This is a genomic window from Paenibacillus kyungheensis (genome assembly GCF_028606985.1).
Taxonomy (GTDB): Bacteria; Bacillota; Bacilli; order Paenibacillales; family Paenibacillaceae; genus Saccharibacillus; species Saccharibacillus kyungheensis.
In genome coordinates this window covers 4,046,954-4,064,447 of sequence record NZ_CP117416.1, presented here as the reverse complement: position 1 = coordinate 4,064,447, position 17,494 = coordinate 4,046,954, and the positions used below count along the sequence as shown (strand labels likewise).

Below are 17,494 nucleotides of genomic sequence, written 5' to 3'. Positions count from 1 at the left end.
TGTGTTTGGATCGTTTATAATATATCTATAGACAGACTGACGGAGGATACATACATTATGGAATTACCAGAAATCACTCATTTTGAACATGGTATTATTCAGGTGAAAATAGCGATGTCTTATCCACTACGCTGGGTCAACAGTTATATTATTGTTGGCGATCATACATGGAGTGTTATCGATCCAGGGCCTCGTAGTGCAGAAAATGAAGCTGCATGGCACACCGTACTGAATACGTTGGAATTACATGTGGACCAATTGGAATCCATTATTTTGACGCATCATCATCCTGATCATTATGGATTAGCCGGTTGGTTACAAGCACAAAGTCATGCACCTGTGTATATGTCAGCACGTTCACTGGCTGAAGCTCGATTAGCATGGGGAGAAGGTAATACCGCAGCTCAAGATTTGATTACGTTTTATAAGATTCATGGTATGCCTTCAGAGATTACCAATGAACTTCCTGAACATTTGCAAAGCTTTGTCACGCAGGTATTACCACAGCCAGAAGTATCTATAATTACACCAGAGCAACCATTTCTGATTGCAGGGCATTCATGGTTACCGATCCAGACATCGGGTCATGCAGCAGGGCATATATCTTTTTATCAAGCCGATTGGAAAGCGATCATCTGTGGCGATGCAGTCTTACCTCAGATATCACCTAATATTAGTCTGATTCCGAATAGTGATCCTGAACCATTAAAGTCTTATGTAGAAGGATTACGTGTGCTTGGTCAATATGAGGTAGAGTGGGCATATCCGGGGCATCGTCGTCCTTTTAACGGATTTAGAGAACGTACTGTCAAATTATTAGATCATCATGAACAACGATTGGATGCGATGACAGAACGCATCCGTACTCAACCTGCTAACGGATACGATGTATGTATGTCGATATTCAATAGCAAGCTTACACTACATCAACTAAGATTTGCGATGTCCGAGACGTTGGCGCATCTGGAAGAACTTATTCGCCGCGGGATTGCACATAAATATCAACAAGATGGCATTTGGATCTATGCAGTCTGATTAGTATGGGTAGATTACAGTCATAATTACAGAATATCAATATAAAGAAGCAGGATATAGAGGGTAGCAACCACATCTATATCCTGCTTCTTTTCATTATCATTTGAAAAATACTATGATTTTATTAAAAAAATTACATATCAATAAAAAGTGATACTATCATTCATTCAGATCACCGGTTAATTTGGCGATTGCCCGGCGAGCGATCTGTAATGTGTCTTCTGTAGTGGCTTTATTTTTGGCAGATTGCACTTGTTCTAATTGTCGTTCTGCTTGATGAATTGTATGTTGTAGACTGCGAAGCAGTACATCACGTTCATTTTCATCCAATAATGCTTTGAGCTTATCAGTCACATTAGGTTCATGAGGCATCTGGTTATATTCGGAAGCTGACATTTTACGAATATCCAGATAGCTATTTTTGTATTCGATAACGGTTTCGGTATTACGAGCATTTCGCTCTGTTTCAACAACAACCATTTTATTCGCATAATCAGGATAAACATTCACAATTTTTTGTCTAATATGCAATAATCCACATATTTTACGAAAAGGAATTTTGTGTACTCGACTGACTTCTTGTGACATCATATCAACCTCCGCAACCTATCGTCATTAGTTTTAACTCTGTTTAAGTCCATTTTCATCCAATATTAAGCTAATTCTTTTACAATACATAATAATCAACACCCCGAAATGCGAAAGGGGCTTATCATATGTTTAGCACAAATGGAACTTTATTGGATATCGCAGTCGAAGGATTGCGATTCCTTGCTTATTTATTATTGCTGATTGGTGCAGTTATCGGAATATTTAGTAATATGTCTATGATACAAGAAAAGTACCGTTCTGTCTGGTACCGTGGCCGTAATATCCTGGTCTTTATGGGACTTAGTGTTGGTATTGTTCAAGGGATCACCAGTATGATTAATATTATTGTTCATCAAGGATGGTCGGCTGCTATCATTCCATTTACCACAGCTTCAGGACGTTTGGCCAATGGCTGTGCATTAATTGCTTTCTATATCACACTAGCATATGTTATTCCTGCTATCTGGGTATGGAAAAGACATCATCAACCGTCACCTCGCTTTATTTCAGTCTTGTTGTACCCTGTATTAGAGTTGTTATTGCTGTCTGGATTATTGACTCGTAATGATTCTGGTATTTTATCGATTCACTTATTTTATGTATTTACAGGATTATGCTTAATTTGGTTATTCGTACTACAGTTTATGTCTGGTGAAAGTAGAAGACGACGTGAACGCAAGCACTGGTGGGTCAGCCCTGATATCAAAGTAGGTCACCAATCTTCTTCCAATGTTCAACCCGAATCAAAAGAAGAACCATCTTCTTTATTTCATCCCAAAGGATTTTAAAAGAATTAATCTACTATCACTTGTTGGATAACGATCATATATGTGCTAATCAAAAACTCTGACTCTGTATAAAGTATCTATACAGAGTCAGAGTTTTTTTGTTGGGATTGATTTGAGCAGACTAGACAGATGGTTCGCTTTCATCATCTTCAGGTAATGGGGTATTGCTTGTATCTGCTGTAGGGTCTTGTTCTTTATATTTGCCATGAGCAATACGACTACTTGCTGCCGCTGCAATCGCACCTACAATATCGTCAAAAAACGTATGAATCGGCCCGATACTTTTATCATTTAATCGTCCTAATACACCTGGTTTTAATTTATCGACATATCCATAATTGGTAAAGCCGATACTTCCATATACATTCACAATCGCAAATGCCAAAATTTCATCGACACCATACAATCCTTCATCGTTTTCGATCATTTCTTGTAATGGAGAGATCAATTTACCTTCTTCTGCCAGAATATCTAATTGAATACCGGTCAGAACAGCATTTTGCACTTCACGCTTTAATAGTACTTTTTCGACACTTTCTACGCACTCTTCTATCGTAAGCGAAGGATAGTAACTTTTTTGAAGAAACATTACAATGTCTGCTATTTCCAAAATCGTAACCCCACGTTTGAGCAACCATTCTCTTGTCGCTTGTTCTACATTTAGACTGCTTAGATTATAAGGAACTTTGCTTGGTTGGGATTCCATAGATAGCCACCTCTTTCATAAATAACGTTATACAGTATTAACCGATTTTTTATGAAAAACTCACATATCCGCTGTAGCATCATAATCAATCGTCAGATAAGGATGCTTTTACAAGTTAGGTTTGTTAGAATAAGAAGGTGAATATGACGCAGGAGGCAACCATTTATGAGAACAGACGGACGACAACCGAATGAATTACGCCCGTTAACAATAACACCGAACGTGAACAAATATGCAGAAGGTTCTGTCTATATTGAAGTAGGCGATACCAAAGTATTATGTACTGCTTCTGTAGAAGAACGTGTACCGCACTTTATGAAAGGTCAGGGTAAAGGCTGGGTAACAGCAGAGTATTCGATGCTACCTCGTGCTACACATACCCGTAACCAGCGTGAAGCAGCAAAAGGTAAATTGGGCGGACGTACGATGGAAATTCAACGTCTGATTGGACGTGCACTTCGTTCAGTTATTGACCTACAAGCATTAGGAGAACGTACGATTACAGTCGACTGTGATGTGATTCAAGCGGACGGTGGCACACGTACAACATCGATCACCGGTTCTTTTGTTGCGTTAGCAATCGCTATGAACAAATTATCGACTCAAAATAAACTGACTAAATTCCCTATTACAGATTATTTAGCTTCTGTTAGTGTGGGTGTAGTCGGAGATCGTGCTTTACTTGATTTGAACTATGAAGAAGATTCCAAAGCCAAAGTAGATATGAACGTGGTAATGACAGGCGCAGGACAATTTGTAGAACTGCAAGGCACAGGCGAAGAACGTCCATTTTCTCGTGAAGAGCTAGATCAATTGCTAGTACTGGGTAGCGAAGGTATTGAGAAAATGATTGCGATGCAAAAAGAAATTCTTGGCCCGATCGTTTTGAAAATTGGTTCCGGTCAAGCTGGTACACAAGTATGAATCTGATGAGTAGCTCTATTGTCGTTGTTGCTACTCAGAATAAAGGGAAAGTTAGAGAGTTTGCTCATGCTCTAGCTCCTTTCGGCAAAGAAGTGCGCAGCATGTTTGATTATCCTGATCTGCCTGAAGTGGTAGAAGATGGAGCCACATTTGCTGAAAATGCACTCAAAAAAGCCAAAACTGTTGGAGATGCTTTAGGTGTTCCTGTACTTGCTGACGATTCAGGTCTATGTGTGGATCGTTTAGATGGAGAACCTGGAGTGTATTCGGCAAGATATGCAGGCGAATCGGCTACAGATGCTGATAACAATGCCAAATTGCTAGATGCACTTGAACGTTTACAAATGGGTGAAGATACCGATCAGACATTGCTCAGTACAGCACAATTTGTATGTTGTCTGGTATTGTATGATCCTGCTACAGGCTTAGCAGTAACAACAGAAGGATCGGTAGATGGTTGGATTACATCTCAACCTTCTGGCAACGCTGGCTTTGGGTATGATCCATTATTTTATTTACCGACTCACGACAAAACGATGGCAGATATTACGATCGAAGAAAAGCAAGCGATTAGTCATCGCGGAGAAGCGTTACGTAAATTAGTCGATCAATTGAATCTTAATTCTTAAAGTAGAAACAGCTTAACCTGAACAATAGAGGTTAAGCTGTTTTTATGTCAATAAGCATTCTTTTTTTGATTATCGAGAGATTTCTATTGTAAAATATAACAAATAGAATTGAAGGAGGGTTTAATAATGGAAGTGAAATTATCGGTTGATTATGATCAGAATGAAAATGGGGTCAAGCTAAAAGATTTGATCACAGAACTGGTTGCTGATGTAGAAGCTTGCAAAGCCATTACCAGCTTGATTATAGGGGATTGGGGCGCAGCTTACGAAGATACGATGGATGATGCTATTCCAGCTCTGATTGAAGCAAGCCCGATATTGCCGAATTTAAAAAGCCTTTATATTGGCGAGATGTCTTCAGAAGAATGTGAAGTTTCGTGGATTAATCAGACCAATCTAGGACCTGTACTTGCTGCTTATCCACAGATCGAATCGTTTACGATTCAAGGAAGTACAGACTTATCGTTAGAACCTTTACATCATGATAAATTACATACATTAACTATTATTTGCGGAGGATTGCCCAAATCCGTTTTGAATGAGATTTATAACGCGCATTTACCTGAATTAACAACACTTACTTTATATCTAGGAGTAGAAGATTATGGATTTGATGGTTCTATAGAAGATATTTTGCCATTTTTGAATCAGAATCCTTTTCCTAAATTAAGATATCTAGGTCTAACTGATAGTGAAATTCAAGATGAGATCGCTATCGCAGCGGCAAATGCGCCTGTACTTGAGCAACTAGATACACTCGACTTATCGAATGGAACACTATCCGACAAAGGGGCAGAGGCACTTATCAATAGTGATACCGTCAAAAAGCTTAAACATTTGAATTTAAATTATCATTATATGTCTGACAAGATGATCAAGCGCTGGAAAGATACAGGCTTGTCTGTTGATACAGGTGACCAACAAGAAGTAGATGAAGATGGCGAGTACGAATGGCGTTATCCTGCACTTACGGAGTAATGAATTTGATATGAATAGATCTACATCGACTTCTTATCAGCAATGGCTGGCTTCTGCGTCTGGTTGTATTTTGTTTGGTAATCCTAATAACAAGCGGACAGCAGGCTGGCAACAAGCAAGAGAACAATATGATCTGTCTTCTGCATTGGTCGTTCCTTATATTCGTCTGTTGCACAGTATTCGTGCAGGAGAATCGCTAGATGATCTGTTACAAGCAGTATTTCAAAGACAGACTCATCATCAGCATCCTATTCGTGTGAGTGAACCCAAAATCGGTATTGATGGATGTTCAACATCCTCTGGTGTAGAGTCATCTTCGTTATCTCCATCTTCATTATTATTGCGTCTGGATGCACCTGGTGATCATTTTGCAGTCGAACGTGAATTGATTGCACTAGGGGCAGTAGATGCAGAAGGCGATATAGATGATGCGTTGGTGCCGTTAGATGCTTATACAGTAGGTTCTTCGATCTCAGCAACAGCAGCACGTCGATTGCAACCTCAACATGGACGTATCTGGTATCCTGCTCAGTGGTTTCGAGGGTATTGCCGATTGTTATCGTGGCTTAAGCGTGAAGTATCATTGTTATTACCACACGCAAAATGGATGAATGATCCTGCTGATATTGCTATCATGTTCGATAAAAGGCGCTGTCATCAGTGGCTACATACAGCAGGTGTAGCTGTACCTCCACTTGTACCTGATCTGCTAGGAAAGCATACTGGTTATGAACAACTTCGTCAAAGTATGAAGCAACACCGAATTCATCGCGTATTTATCAAATTATTTTGTGGATCTGCGGCTTCGGGTGTAATCGCTTATCAATACAATCCCCGTACAGGGGCAGAGATTGCGACCACTACAATCGGAATAGATAACAGTGGCAATGAATCTTATTACTATAACTCTGGCAAATTACGTCGTTATACAGACTCTGCAACTATAGCGCAGATTATCGATTGGGTAGGGCAAGAAGGTATGCACGCTGAACGATGGATCAGCAAAGCCAGCTGGCAAAGTAAAGCTTATGATGTACGCCAGTTGGTGTGCCGACATGAAGCAGGACATGCCGTTATGCGATTAAGCCATACCCCGATTACAAATTTACATTTGCGTAATGATCGGTTGGTAGTGTCTCAATCTCATTTGTCAGCAGACCAAATACATGCTATTGAACAGACAGCGATGGCTGGGCTACGTACGTTTCCTTATTCATTTTGTGCAGGAATTGATGTGCTTGTTCCGAGTCACGGTGGACAGACTTATATTATAGATATGAACCCATTTGGTGATTTGCTGTATGATGTAGAGCATCGCGGGTTAGGCACTTATGCATGGGAATTACAACAATGGTTAGCGCATGAGTGACAATGAAAGGATTATCGTTATGCTTAATATGAATGAAATTGTCGGTACACATGACATTTTGATGATTACACTGGATACGTTGCGATATGATGTAGCCAAGTTAGAAGAAGAGAACTGTCCTCATTTATGTGCAACAGGAGGATGGGAGAAGCGTCATAGTCCGGGCAGTTTTACGTATGCTGCGCACCATGCTTTTTTCGGTGGATTTCTACCGACGCCTGCTAATACGGATAAAGATTCACATATTCGATTATTTCATGGAAAACACAGCGGATTTCGCACTCATCCGTACACCTGGCTATTTGATGCGCCTGATATCGTATCTGGATTGGCGCAAGAAGGATACCGTACGATCTGTATCGGTGGTGTAATCTTTTTTACGAAAAAGAATAAACTGGCAAAAGTATTACCTGCTTATTTCCAAGAGAGTTATTGGCGAATGACATTTGGCGTGACCAATCCACGTTCTACCGAACATCAAGTGAATCATGCGTTACAATTGTTAGACGGAGCTGATCTAGAGCAACGTTTATTTTTATTTCTCAATGTATCTGCTATTCATGGACCGAATCATTATTTTATTTCGAATCATATTCGTAAAGACTCGATAGAGACTCAGCGAGCGGCTTTGCGTTATGTCGATAGAGAAGTAGGACGACTATTTGAGGCTTTTCGCAAGCGGAAGCGCCCCACCTTATGTCTGGTATTTTCCGATCATGGAACCGCTTATGGGGAAGATGGATACGAAGGTCACCGGTTAGCCCATGAAGTAGTCTGGAATGTGCCTTATCGTGAATTTATATTATAGAAAATGTATATGATATAAGCTGTGTATTGTATAAAAAGTATAAAATCATGTAAATAAAACAAAACATGAATCTGTTCAAGTTAAGCGGTTATTGATAAAAAAGGAGTGTTGTAGTATGAATTCGGAATCATTACAGTTACCGCTCCATGCGATTCCACCATCAGAATGGACACCTCAGTTGCAGGAATGGGAACAACAGATGAAGAGTGCTCCTTATCGTTCATATCTTTACTCTTATCCACATAAGACAGCGTATCGTGAACTCAGTCCACCGTATTCGTTGCAACAATTATGGGAACAAGAGCAACTGGAAAGTTATTTTCTTTATATGCATATTCCATTTTGCGGAGCCCGTTGTGGGTTTTGTAATTTATTTACGTTGCCAGATAAGCGGGTTGATGTACATCAGCAATATGTAGATGCGCTGGAACGTCAAGCCAAGCAATGGGCACCAATTGTATCCAGACGACCTTTTTCACGATTTGCGATTGGTGGAGGGACGCCTACTTTATTACAGCCAGATCAATTGAATCGATTGTTTGATATTGCTGAACATATTATGGGGCTTGATCCTACGCATGCTTCGATTTCTGTAGAAACATCGCCGGATACGGTAACTCCTGAACGGTTGGATATTTTGAAGCGTCGCGGAACTGACCGGGTGAGTATGGGGATTCAGAGCTTTGTTGAATCGGAAAGTAAAGCAATCTATCGTCCACAAAAACCAGAGTTAGTACGTGAAGCGTTGCGGATGTTAGTGGATTATGATTTTCCTTTACTGAATGTAGATCTGATCTATGGATTGCCTGAACAGACGGTAGAGACATGGTTATATTCAGTAGACCAAGCATTATCGTATAATCCAGGTGAAATATTTATTTATCCATTATATATTCGAGAAAATACCATATTGAAGCCAGGGCATACCGGATTAGAGCAAGATATTCGTCTAGAGCTGTATCATGCTGCTCGTACCCGTCTAGAAGCCGCTGGATATACACAGTACTCGATGCGACGTTTTGCTAAGCCGTTATCTTCCTCCAAGCAACTACTGCCGTATAGCTGTCAGGAAGAAGGGATGGCTGGACTTGGATGTGGAGCACGTTCTTATACTAGAGAGGTGCATTACGCTTCTCATTATGGAGTGAGCGCCGCTACAACACGTAGTATTATCGAAGACTATGTAGCCGCTGAACGTCATGATCAGGCGAATTATGGATTTGTACTGAATCAAGAAGAACGCCAGCGACGTTTTATTCTCAAAGCTATTTTACATCGCGAAGGATTAACGATAGCTGATTATGTAGAACGGTTTGGTCAGTCACCACTTACTCATTTTCCAGAATTACAGAATTTGATCTGGACAGGGATGGCTGAACTTGTAGAAGACGAGCAACAATCTCAAGTGTTACAACTAACCACCGAAGGGTTAGCTTATTCAGATGGTATTGGAGATTGGTTTATTTCAGAAGATGTGTATGCATTGATGGAAGGATATGTAGGCTCATGAGTATGCAGGCAACTATTTATTATCGGGGCAAATTATCTTCGTGCAATTATAGTTGTCCCTATTGTCCGTTTAGCAAAACAGTCGATAGTAAAGAGACATTGATGCAAGATCGTGAGCAATTAGAACGCTTTATGGAGTGGGTACGTGAGCAACAGCATTATGGTCATCAGCTTTCTATCTTTTTCAATCCTTATGGAGAAGCTCTTGTACATTCATGGTACCGAGAAGCGATGATTGAATTGTCTCATATGAGTCATGTGAACAAGGTGGCTGTGCAGACCAATCTGTCTGTGAAGTTAGATTGGACAGCTCAACTGAATCCAACCAAAGTATCGTTTTGGGCAACGTATCATCCAGAACAAGTACGTGAAGATCGATTTGTTGCTCAAGCGATGACATTGTATCAACAAGGCATAGTATTTAGTGCAGGTACAGTCGGATTACGGGAAGCTTTTCCAGCGATTCATCGTTTGCGTGCTCGATTGCCTGAAGATGTCTATGTCTGGGTCAATGCATTCAAAGATCGTCCGCATTATTATAGCGAAGCAGAAGTAGAAGAATTGAGCGGGATCGATCCTTATTTTAGATACAATCTGCAAGATTATGATAGTCTCGGACAATCTTGTCAGGCAGGGGAGCATGTTTTTTATGTGCAAGGCTCAGGGATTGTAAAGCGTTGTTATCAAGATAAGCGTGTGATTGGACATCTTTATCGTCATTCTTTGGAAAAGTTATCGCAAGATCGTCCGTGTCAAATGAAAACATGTGGTTGTTATATCGGTTATATTCATATGAAAGATCAGCCGTTTGACTCTATGTATGGATCACATTTGTTGGAACGTGTACCTCAATCGTATCGTACATTATCTACAGCTATGCAACGATAAACAAAACCGGAATGGAATATATCCATCACCGGTTTTTGTTTTTTTATCGATTCTATTGGTAAAAGAGTATACGTTTATGAAGAAGAAACGCTGGTTTGTTGAGGTACTTGTGGTTGATTTAACATGTACTCCATATTGAACAATTGTTTTTCGACTTTTTCCCAGACGTTTAATTTATAACTATCAATCATAATGCAACCGTTGTGCATATTGTTCACATACACATGAGTACGTGCTTTGAGTACGCAGTGTGCATTGCTACTACTACCTACATTTTGAGCAACGATTCGATCCATAGCTTCCAGTTGAGAACCACGACATACGGAATGTTCATCTAAAAAAGCGATACTGCCCGCAGAATACAATTCACTTTGGATCACACCTGCTTGTGTAACTACGATATCGCCATTTGATTTGATAATAGCATTCTGACATTGAGCCATTTCGATACTGACTTTGGTCTCTTGCATACTGGCTACATTGGAATGAAGCTGTTCTAACAATAATCTCATTCGTCCCAAAGTCTGTTCGCAGAAAATATCTGCTACTTGAGCGGATTGAATGATCTGTCGAAGTAATAGCAATAACTGTTCATTTTGTTCAGTCTGCACTTGTTGGATACTTGCAAATACTTGTAATAGGTCACGTGCGAGATCAGGAATAATCTTAAATTTGCTTTCTAACAACAACATAATAACCTGTCCATACCGTACCGTTTGTTTGCGTGCACGTATTTCATTAGTCAGCAATTGAGCAGCAATCTCTAAGCGTTCCATTTCTTGCTTGAGTTGCTTGGAGACCATATACATTCGATTGAACATCACTCCGAAATACCCTGAATACAACTGACCACTAATCACATTTCCTTTAACCAGAATACTTCCTGTCGCTGTGATTGTAGAATTATACACATTTCCATGAACATAGACATTGCCAAGCGATTCAATAATCATATGATCAGTGACATGACCATGAATAATCACATCACCTGAAAAGACGATATTACCTGTACTAAGATCTACATTGCCTTCCACGATAAAAGCATTAGAAATATCGAATTGATGTACTTTTTTGCCAGTTAAGCGTGGTCTGCCCGGAGTGAGAGCAATAATTTCACCTTTGTCATTCATTTCCGTTGATTCTTTAGCGACCACTATAATATCTTGAGCAGGTGTAGGAGGAAGCATATCTCCATATACGTTATAGCCTGGAATCCCGTCGACCAATGCATGTTTGACAGCAATCACATCACCTTCATGAACAGAAGGGATACGGCGATGACTGCGATAATCGATCACACCACCAATTTCATGGAAGATCGTTTCAACTTGTTCAGGAAAAAATAACTCTAATCTTGCATCGATGCCTGGTGTTGACGCTTTGCCACGAGCTACCACCACAGGTTGGTGAGTAGGATGTTCCAATTCTTCCATAATAGCAGCGGTATCCACATGTTTGCGAATCCCTAGCTTCTCAAGTGTATTGATAATATGATTGAATTGCACCACATCAATTACAAGATCTTTGTTCGGTGCAACTTTAATAAAAGCACGATCAGAAGCAGGCAAATCTTGCAGTTCCCATGTATATTTTTCACGTGAATATAGAATGAATGAAGCTTCCATTTGATCGCGAGACACTTTAATTTCAAATAACGGTGGGTATTTAATATCCCATGTAATAATATCGTCTTCGGTAACTTCTGTTGCTCCATTTAAAGGAATCCCGTTGATCAATAATGTTAAAGGGGAGACTGCACAAATAGTGGCCGGCTTTTTACCTTCATCTGGTGAAGTGACGATAATCTGATGATTCTCCACCTGAATCCATCCATTACCATGAAAAGAATCCGATGCACCAGACTTACGATCTACAGAAGCAGACGATGAATCCAAGTTCATTCGGTTAATAAGTAAGCCCAGTTCCTTTTCGGAGATGGGTGTAGCCATAGGGAATACCTCCATTTCAATTGCTAATAGATACTATAGGAAAATGGAACCGACATGAGTATGTTTGAAAAAATAAGTGGGAGCGTTTGCAAGTAGGAAAAGTATGTATGCGTGGGAGATTCGATATAGGTATATTAATCCACTTTTTTCCAATTGAAACTTATAATTGAATATAAAGTACCACGTATTTCATAAAAAAAACAGGTAATTCTAAGTATATAATAATTTTTTTTGAAATTAAATACATAATAGAGTATAATCAATAATGTTGTATTACATACATAACCTATTTGTCTCAGTAGCTCAGCTGGATAGAGCAACGCCCTTCTAAGGCGTCGGTCGGGGGTTCGAATCCCTCCTGGGACGTAAAAAAAGAAGTCTTCTCATTATACCAATGGGGAGACTTCTTTCTATATTCAATAACCATAAATAAAAATAGTAAGCATACAATCACTTAACGATAGATTTCACTTATGTGTTACTAACTAGATAAGTCACATTACATACATTCCCACTACCGCCAATCACCTGAACCGTATAAGCAGGTGAACTACTTTGTGCAGAAAATCCGTCTGAACCCACGTATGGATCATCAAAGTACAACGTAATTTCCCCTTGAGGTAACTTGTAATAAATTGTTCCTTCTACCCCTGTTGCGAATCCATCAGAATCTGCTTCAAAATTAACAGGCTTAGCATTGTTTGTTACATTGGTTGGAGAAACCACCCATTCTCCATGTGCTAAATTCGTTTTGCTTTCCAAAACCAATTCACTGTCCGTTACATTAATTACAGAAATGTGTACTTCGCGTTGAGACATACGAAAATCACTCTTCTAATATAAAGTGGTCTTGCAGAACTATAATAATTTAATTTACTAATTTAATCAATATATTTATTTTAAAACATTTTTGGTATAAAAAGTAAAATGTAAGTATGAATGTAAAGCTTTGAATAGTTTCATTGCGGGTTCTCAATTCCGATTGTATAATCTATGGATAGACGCATATATGCAAATGACAGATAGTAGATCGTTATGAAATAGAGGAGGATCACCTTGAAATCGTGGATGAGTCATATTTATAAAATACCTGCTATTTTACAAGGAATATTGAATATTACGCTTGTTTTAGTAGGTTTTACACTAACATTTTTTCTTCTCAAAGAGACATGGTATATTTTTAGCTTTATGTTTATTGATTCAGATGTGGGTAAAACAGATTATGAATTTACAGAACAGCTTTTAGTATTCTTTTTGTATTTCGAATTTATTGCACTAATTATCCAGTATTTTAAAAGTGGATTTCATTTCCCGTTACGCTACTTTATCTATATTGGGATTACTGCGATTATTCGTCTGATTATTATCGACTATACCAACGCATCCAATACATTATTGTGGTCGATCTCGATTGCTGTATTACTAGGTGCACTGGTACTGGCGAATATGAAAGTTGTACGAAGAGACGAGCATTAAAGACCTATTCATCTAACCCTAATTCTGGAGGAATCCGCATGAGTGAACAAGTGAAAGTATCGCAGCGTACCGCATTGATTTTAGAGCGTCTACGTCGTGATGGAATAACGCAAGAGCAATTGATCGATGCTTTGGAACGCCAGGATATCGCTCCATTAGAGCAAATCACATCATCACAGACTGATTTTCAAGAATGGTTTGCTTATGCAATAGAGCATGGTGAACCTTTGGTACAAGCAGTAAAAGAAGGATACCGAATCACATTTAATACGATTCAAGGATTGAAAATGTGGTTGGATTATCGCTTTTTGCTTGAAGAAGATGATGATTATACAGAAGGCGAAGGTCGCTTGGATGAGATTACATTGACTGCTGACCAGATTGAGCAATTAAAAGAAGCTATTGCTGTAAATTGGGTAGTGCTGGAACAAGAAGATGGTACAGTGTCTCTTGCGCTGCGAGGATTGTTACCTGCTTCATAAATACATGTACAATAAAAAGACTTCTATACTCACACTTAGATGATATATCGGTGGAGATCGAAGTCTTTTTATTTTGTTTGGTTTGCGGCTTTTTGAAGCTAGCTTTTTTTGATTTCAACTTTCTTTGGATTTTAACTTTTTAATTTCAACTTATAGCTATGTGATTTTAATAAGTGATCATTTTAATCTATCTTATGCTTCATTTGAACATAGCATTTCATTACGATATGGTATACATAGACTCAAATCAAAAAGAAAAACAATAGGAGATCGATGATGCAAAATATTGAAACACAGCGATTGAGATTGAGACATTTTATCGAAGCAGATGCGCAGGGACTTTTAGAATATTTAGGACAGCCACGGGTAAATTGTTTTCTCGATGATAAAATCAATACATTACAAGAAGCTCAATTAAAAATTCAAAAAAGAAGCAAAGATGATTCGTATATCGCTGTCTGTCTCAAAGACACAAATGAGTTGATCGGAGAATTATTTGCGTTAAAAGAAGAACCGGATACGTATTGTGTCGGTTGGAACTTCAATGCTCGGTTTGAAGGCAAAGGGTATGCCAGTGAAAGTGTGCAGGCGTTGTTTCAATACCTATTTACACAGATGCAAGCGAGAAGATTATATGCTTATGTTGAAGATGATAATTATAGATCACAGAAATTATGTGAACGATTCAAAATGCGTCAAGAAGGTTGTTTTGTAGAATTTGTATCTATGACTACGTATGAAGACGGCACTCCCAAATATGAGAATACTTTTCAATATGCATTGCTCAAAAAAGAGTGGTTACAACATCAGTCTATGTAGTCACCATTTAATTGTATGTTCAAAAATCGCATATGCAAAAGGTAGCTCATCTCATACACTGCATGTTTATCTATTTACCCCTATATGTTTGGCTGAAACCCGGTATTCCCGAGGACTGACCTGAGATAAATGCTTAAACATTTTACCAAAATGCGAAAAGTTGCCGAAGCCTACTGTATTTGCGATATCGATAACTTTAAGCTCAGATTCTCTTAACAATCGCTGTGCTTCCTGTATACGAACTGTATTCAAATATTCAGTGATACTGAATCCTGTTGTTTTTTTGAAAATACGACTAAGGTATGACGGGCTTAAATGAAATTGATCTGCTAGTAAAGGTAAAGAGAGCTCTTGCTGATAATGAGACTTGATATAGCGAGCGACTTCAGACATATGTTGATGAGCTTCAGTTCCGATAGGGGCAGGGAGCTGAGGCTGTTCGCGATGCAGACGAGCACAAGTAATTAGTAATTCAGTTACAATACACTGCATACATAATTCATACCCTGTTGCTTGCACAGTTAACTCACGCAATAGTTGTTGTACAAGAGGATTTAGATGAGATTGTTCTCGTGTAGATAAATGAAAAACAGGTTGTTTGGACTGGAATAAAGATAATATCCATGCACGATGTCCGGCAAAATGTTGTTCAGCAAAATGATCATTAAAGTACATCACAATTCGTTCATGTTCAGGCAGTTCAGCAGGAAGCGTACGATGCAATTCATTTTTGGCGATAAATACAAGATCTCCTTGTTGCACACGATAGATCTGATCTCGTATAAAATAATGGCGCTCACCTGATAACAAAATATACACTTCATAATGAGGATGAAAATGCTCATGAGTCATCGCAAAATAATCGCTTCTTCCTGCATATTCTACAGTGAGCGCATTCGGCGTCTGCGTATCAGTCAAGCTTGATCCTGTGTTATATCCATGATTCATATCTAGCTTCCTCCTGCTCGATAAAATCCATAAGTTTTTATGTGCCATATCTATTTATCTAGTCTATCTATTTATCTAGTCTATCTGTCTATCTATCTGTAAGCGTTATCTTTAAATGAGTATATCACAACAAAATAAGCGGTATATATGAAATAAAACAAGATTTGCGGAGAAATACAATGCTTTATTTGCTACTCTTTTTATAACCAATGATAAAGTAATGAGAGGGGAATATAGCATGACATTGAAAAAATATGTATTAGTAGGTACAGGTGGACGGGCTGAATTTTTCTATGGAGCTATAGCAAATACATATCGAGATACGTCGGAATTAGTGGGACTATGTGATATCAATCTCACTCGCGCCCGTCATGCTAATCAATTATTACAAAATAAATATCATTACCATGCTGTAGATCTATATACCGCAGATCAATTTGAGCAAATGATTCATGACAAACGTCCAGATGTTGTGATCGTTACAAGTGTCGACCGTACCCATCATCGTTATATTATTAAAGCACTGGAATTGGGATGCGATGTAATTACCGAAAAACCTATGACAGTAGATGAACATAAATGTCAGGATATTATTGATGCTGTGGAACGTACCGGTCAGAAAGTAAGAGTGACATTCAATTATCGTTATGCTCCTCATCATACCAAAGCACGTGAATTAATCGCAGACGGTACGATTGGTGATATCACTTCTGTTCATTTTGAATGGTTGCTCAATACAGAACATGGAGCAGACTATTTCCGTCGCTGGCATCGAGACAAGCGCAACAGCGGTGGATTATTAGTCCACAAATCTACCCATCATTTTGATCTGGTTAACTTTTGGATCGGTTCACAGCCGGATACGGTATTTGCGATGGGAGACTTATTGTTTTATGGTCGTGAAAATGCAGAAGAACGAGGCGAAACGAATTTCTATGCACGTTCTACAGGAAGCGAAGTCGCTAAAAATGATCCATTCGCTTTACCACTAGATACCAATCCTAATCTAAAAGCGATGTATCTGGATGCCGAACATGAAGATGGCTATATTCGGGATCAGAGTGTGTTTGGAGATGGAATTAATATTGAAGATACAATGAGTGTTGTGGTGCGTTACAAAAATAAAGCGATGCTAACCTATTCGTTAAATGCGTATATGCCCTGGGAAGGATACCGTATTGCTTTTAACGGAACCAAAGGACGTATCGAAATGGAAGTCGTCGAAAAATCTTATGTCAATGCAGGCGGAGAAAAAGCAGACGAAGGTGCTCTCAAACGCAAAACGATCAAAGTGTTCCCGATGTTCGCTGAAGCCTATGAAGTGCAAGTGGAAGAAAAAGAAGGCGGTCATGGTGGAGGCGATCCTGTGCTTCTAAACGATCTATTCGGCGAACCTGTCGAAGATCCTTTTCACCGCGCAGCCGATCATGTGGATGGAGCACGCTCGATCCTAACAGGAATCGCAGCTAACCAATCGATCCGTACCGGTTTACCTGTCAAAATCGATGGCTTGGTTCATTTTAATCAATCCAAGTAATATGCAAACATTATCAATTTAGAGATCAAAAACAATATATTAAGAAAAAGCCCTTCTC

The 17,494-nt window shown here is 39.1% G+C and carries 18 protein-coding genes and 1 tRNA gene; 14 read left to right on the top strand and 5 right to left on the bottom strand.

The features are described 5' to 3' along the window. The first annotated feature begins 57 nt into the window (after window positions 1-57). Complete coding sequence (locus tag PQ456_RS17420; RefSeq protein WP_273613408.1) at window positions 58-1,035, top strand: MBL fold metallo-hydrolase; 978 nt, start codon at window positions 58-60, stop codon at window positions 1,033-1,035. Window positions 1,036-1,194: 159 nt separating this feature from the next. Here PQ456_RS17420 and PQ456_RS17415 read toward each other — a convergent pair whose 3' ends face one another. Next, entirely contained in the window at window positions 1,195-1,623 is a 429-nt protein-coding gene (locus PQ456_RS17415; protein ID WP_273613407.1) for a hypothetical protein, read from the bottom strand. A gap of 128 nt (window positions 1,624-1,751) precedes the next feature. Between PQ456_RS17415 and PQ456_RS17410 the strand changes: the two genes are divergently transcribed. Further along, window positions 1,752-2,414, top strand: a complete 663-nt coding sequence (locus PQ456_RS17410) for a hypothetical protein (protein WP_273613406.1) — start codon at window positions 1,752-1,754, stop codon at window positions 2,412-2,414. Between the two features lie 121 nt (window positions 2,415-2,535). Here PQ456_RS17410 and PQ456_RS17405 read toward each other — a convergent pair whose 3' ends face one another. Continuing rightward, the gene (locus PQ456_RS17405) at window positions 2,536-3,120 is read right to left on the bottom strand and encodes a phosphatidylglycerophosphatase A family protein (protein WP_273613405.1); all 585 of its coding nucleotides are present in this window, start codon (window positions 3,118-3,120) and stop codon (window positions 2,536-2,538) included. A 165-nt stretch (window positions 3,121-3,285) separates the two neighbouring features. Between PQ456_RS17405 and rph the strand changes: the two genes are divergently transcribed. The 7 genes from rph (at window position 3,286) to PQ456_RS17370 (ending at window position 10,225) form a co-directional block, all read left to right on the top strand. Next, window positions 3,286-4,044 carry a ribonuclease PH gene (gene rph / locus PQ456_RS17400; protein WP_273613404.1) on the top strand — a complete coding sequence of 253 codons (759 nt, stop codon included), beginning with the start codon at window positions 3,286-3,288 and terminating at the stop codon, window positions 4,042-4,044. A 5-nt stretch (window positions 4,045-4,049) separates the two neighbouring features. Beyond that, window positions 4,050-4,673, top strand: a complete 624-nt coding sequence (locus tag PQ456_RS17395; protein ID WP_373462045.1) for an XTP/dITP diphosphatase — start codon at window positions 4,050-4,052, stop codon at window positions 4,671-4,673. 126 nt (window positions 4,674-4,799) lie between these two features. Further along, on the top strand, window positions 4,800-5,651 hold the full coding sequence (locus PQ456_RS17390) for an STM4015 family protein (RefSeq protein ID WP_273613402.1): 852 nt from the start codon (window positions 4,800-4,802) through the stop codon (window positions 5,649-5,651). A gap of 10 nt (window positions 5,652-5,661) precedes the next feature. Next, entirely contained in the window at window positions 5,662-7,020 is a 1,359-nt protein-coding gene (locus PQ456_RS17385; RefSeq protein WP_273613401.1) for an STM4014 family protein, read from the top strand. 19 nt (window positions 7,021-7,039) lie between these two features. After that, window positions 7,040-7,828: an STM4013/SEN3800 family hydrolase gene (locus PQ456_RS17380; RefSeq protein ID WP_273613400.1), complete on the top strand. Its 789-nt coding sequence runs from the start codon at window positions 7,040-7,042 to the stop codon at window positions 7,826-7,828. Window positions 7,829-8,027: 199 nt separating this feature from the next. After that, on the top strand, window positions 8,028-9,338 hold the full coding sequence (locus PQ456_RS17375) for an STM4012 family radical SAM protein (RefSeq protein ID WP_273616348.1): 1,311 nt from the start codon (window positions 8,028-8,030) through the stop codon (window positions 9,336-9,338). 2 nt (window positions 9,339-9,340) lie between these two features. Further along, entirely contained in the window at window positions 9,341-10,225 is an 885-nt protein-coding gene (locus tag PQ456_RS17370; protein ID WP_273616347.1) for an STM4011 family radical SAM protein, read from the top strand. Between the two features lie 74 nt (window positions 10,226-10,299). Here PQ456_RS17370 and PQ456_RS17365 read toward each other — a convergent pair whose 3' ends face one another. Further along, on the bottom strand, window positions 10,300-12,174 hold the full coding sequence (locus PQ456_RS17365; RefSeq protein ID WP_273613399.1) for a flagellar assembly protein A: 1,875 nt from the start codon (window positions 12,172-12,174) through the stop codon (window positions 10,300-10,302). A gap of 292 nt (window positions 12,175-12,466) precedes the next feature. Here PQ456_RS17365 and PQ456_RS17360 point away from each other — a divergent pair. Continuing rightward, a tRNA-Arg gene (locus PQ456_RS17360) sits at window positions 12,467-12,540 on the top strand. 105 nt (window positions 12,541-12,645) lie between these two features. Here PQ456_RS17360 and PQ456_RS17355 read toward each other — a convergent pair. Further along, window positions 12,646-12,993 carry an aegerolysin family protein gene (locus tag PQ456_RS17355; RefSeq protein ID WP_204826715.1) on the bottom strand — a complete coding sequence of 116 codons (348 nt, stop codon included), beginning with the start codon at window positions 12,991-12,993 and terminating at the stop codon, window positions 12,646-12,648. A gap of 237 nt (window positions 12,994-13,230) precedes the next feature. On the opposite strand from PQ456_RS17355, the gene psiE reads away from it, so the two are divergent. The 3 genes from psiE (at window position 13,231) to PQ456_RS17340 (ending at window position 14,951) form a co-directional block, all read left to right on the top strand. Further along, window positions 13,231-13,650 (top strand): phosphate-starvation-inducible protein PsiE, encoded by a 420-nt coding sequence (psiE, locus tag PQ456_RS17350; protein ID WP_273613398.1) that lies wholly within the window; start codon window positions 13,231-13,233, stop codon window positions 13,648-13,650. A gap of 38 nt (window positions 13,651-13,688) precedes the next feature. After that, entirely contained in the window at window positions 13,689-14,132 is a 444-nt protein-coding gene (locus PQ456_RS17345) for a hypothetical protein (RefSeq protein ID WP_273613397.1), read from the top strand. 276 nt (window positions 14,133-14,408) lie between these two features. Further along, window positions 14,409-14,951, top strand: a complete 543-nt coding sequence (locus tag PQ456_RS17340) for a GNAT family N-acetyltransferase (RefSeq protein ID WP_273613396.1) — start codon at window positions 14,409-14,411, stop codon at window positions 14,949-14,951. A gap of 66 nt (window positions 14,952-15,017) precedes the next feature. On the opposite strand, the gene PQ456_RS17335 is transcribed toward PQ456_RS17340, so the two are convergent. After that, on the bottom strand, window positions 15,018-15,899 hold the full coding sequence (locus tag PQ456_RS17335; RefSeq protein WP_273613395.1) for an AraC family transcriptional regulator: 882 nt from the start codon (window positions 15,897-15,899) through the stop codon (window positions 15,018-15,020). Window positions 15,900-16,137: 238 nt separating this feature from the next. Between PQ456_RS17335 and PQ456_RS17330 the strand changes: the two genes are divergently transcribed. After that, entirely contained in the window at window positions 16,138-17,436 is a 1,299-nt protein-coding gene (locus tag PQ456_RS17330; protein WP_273613394.1) for a Gfo/Idh/MocA family protein, read from the top strand. Window positions 17,437-17,494: the final 58 nt, after the last annotated feature.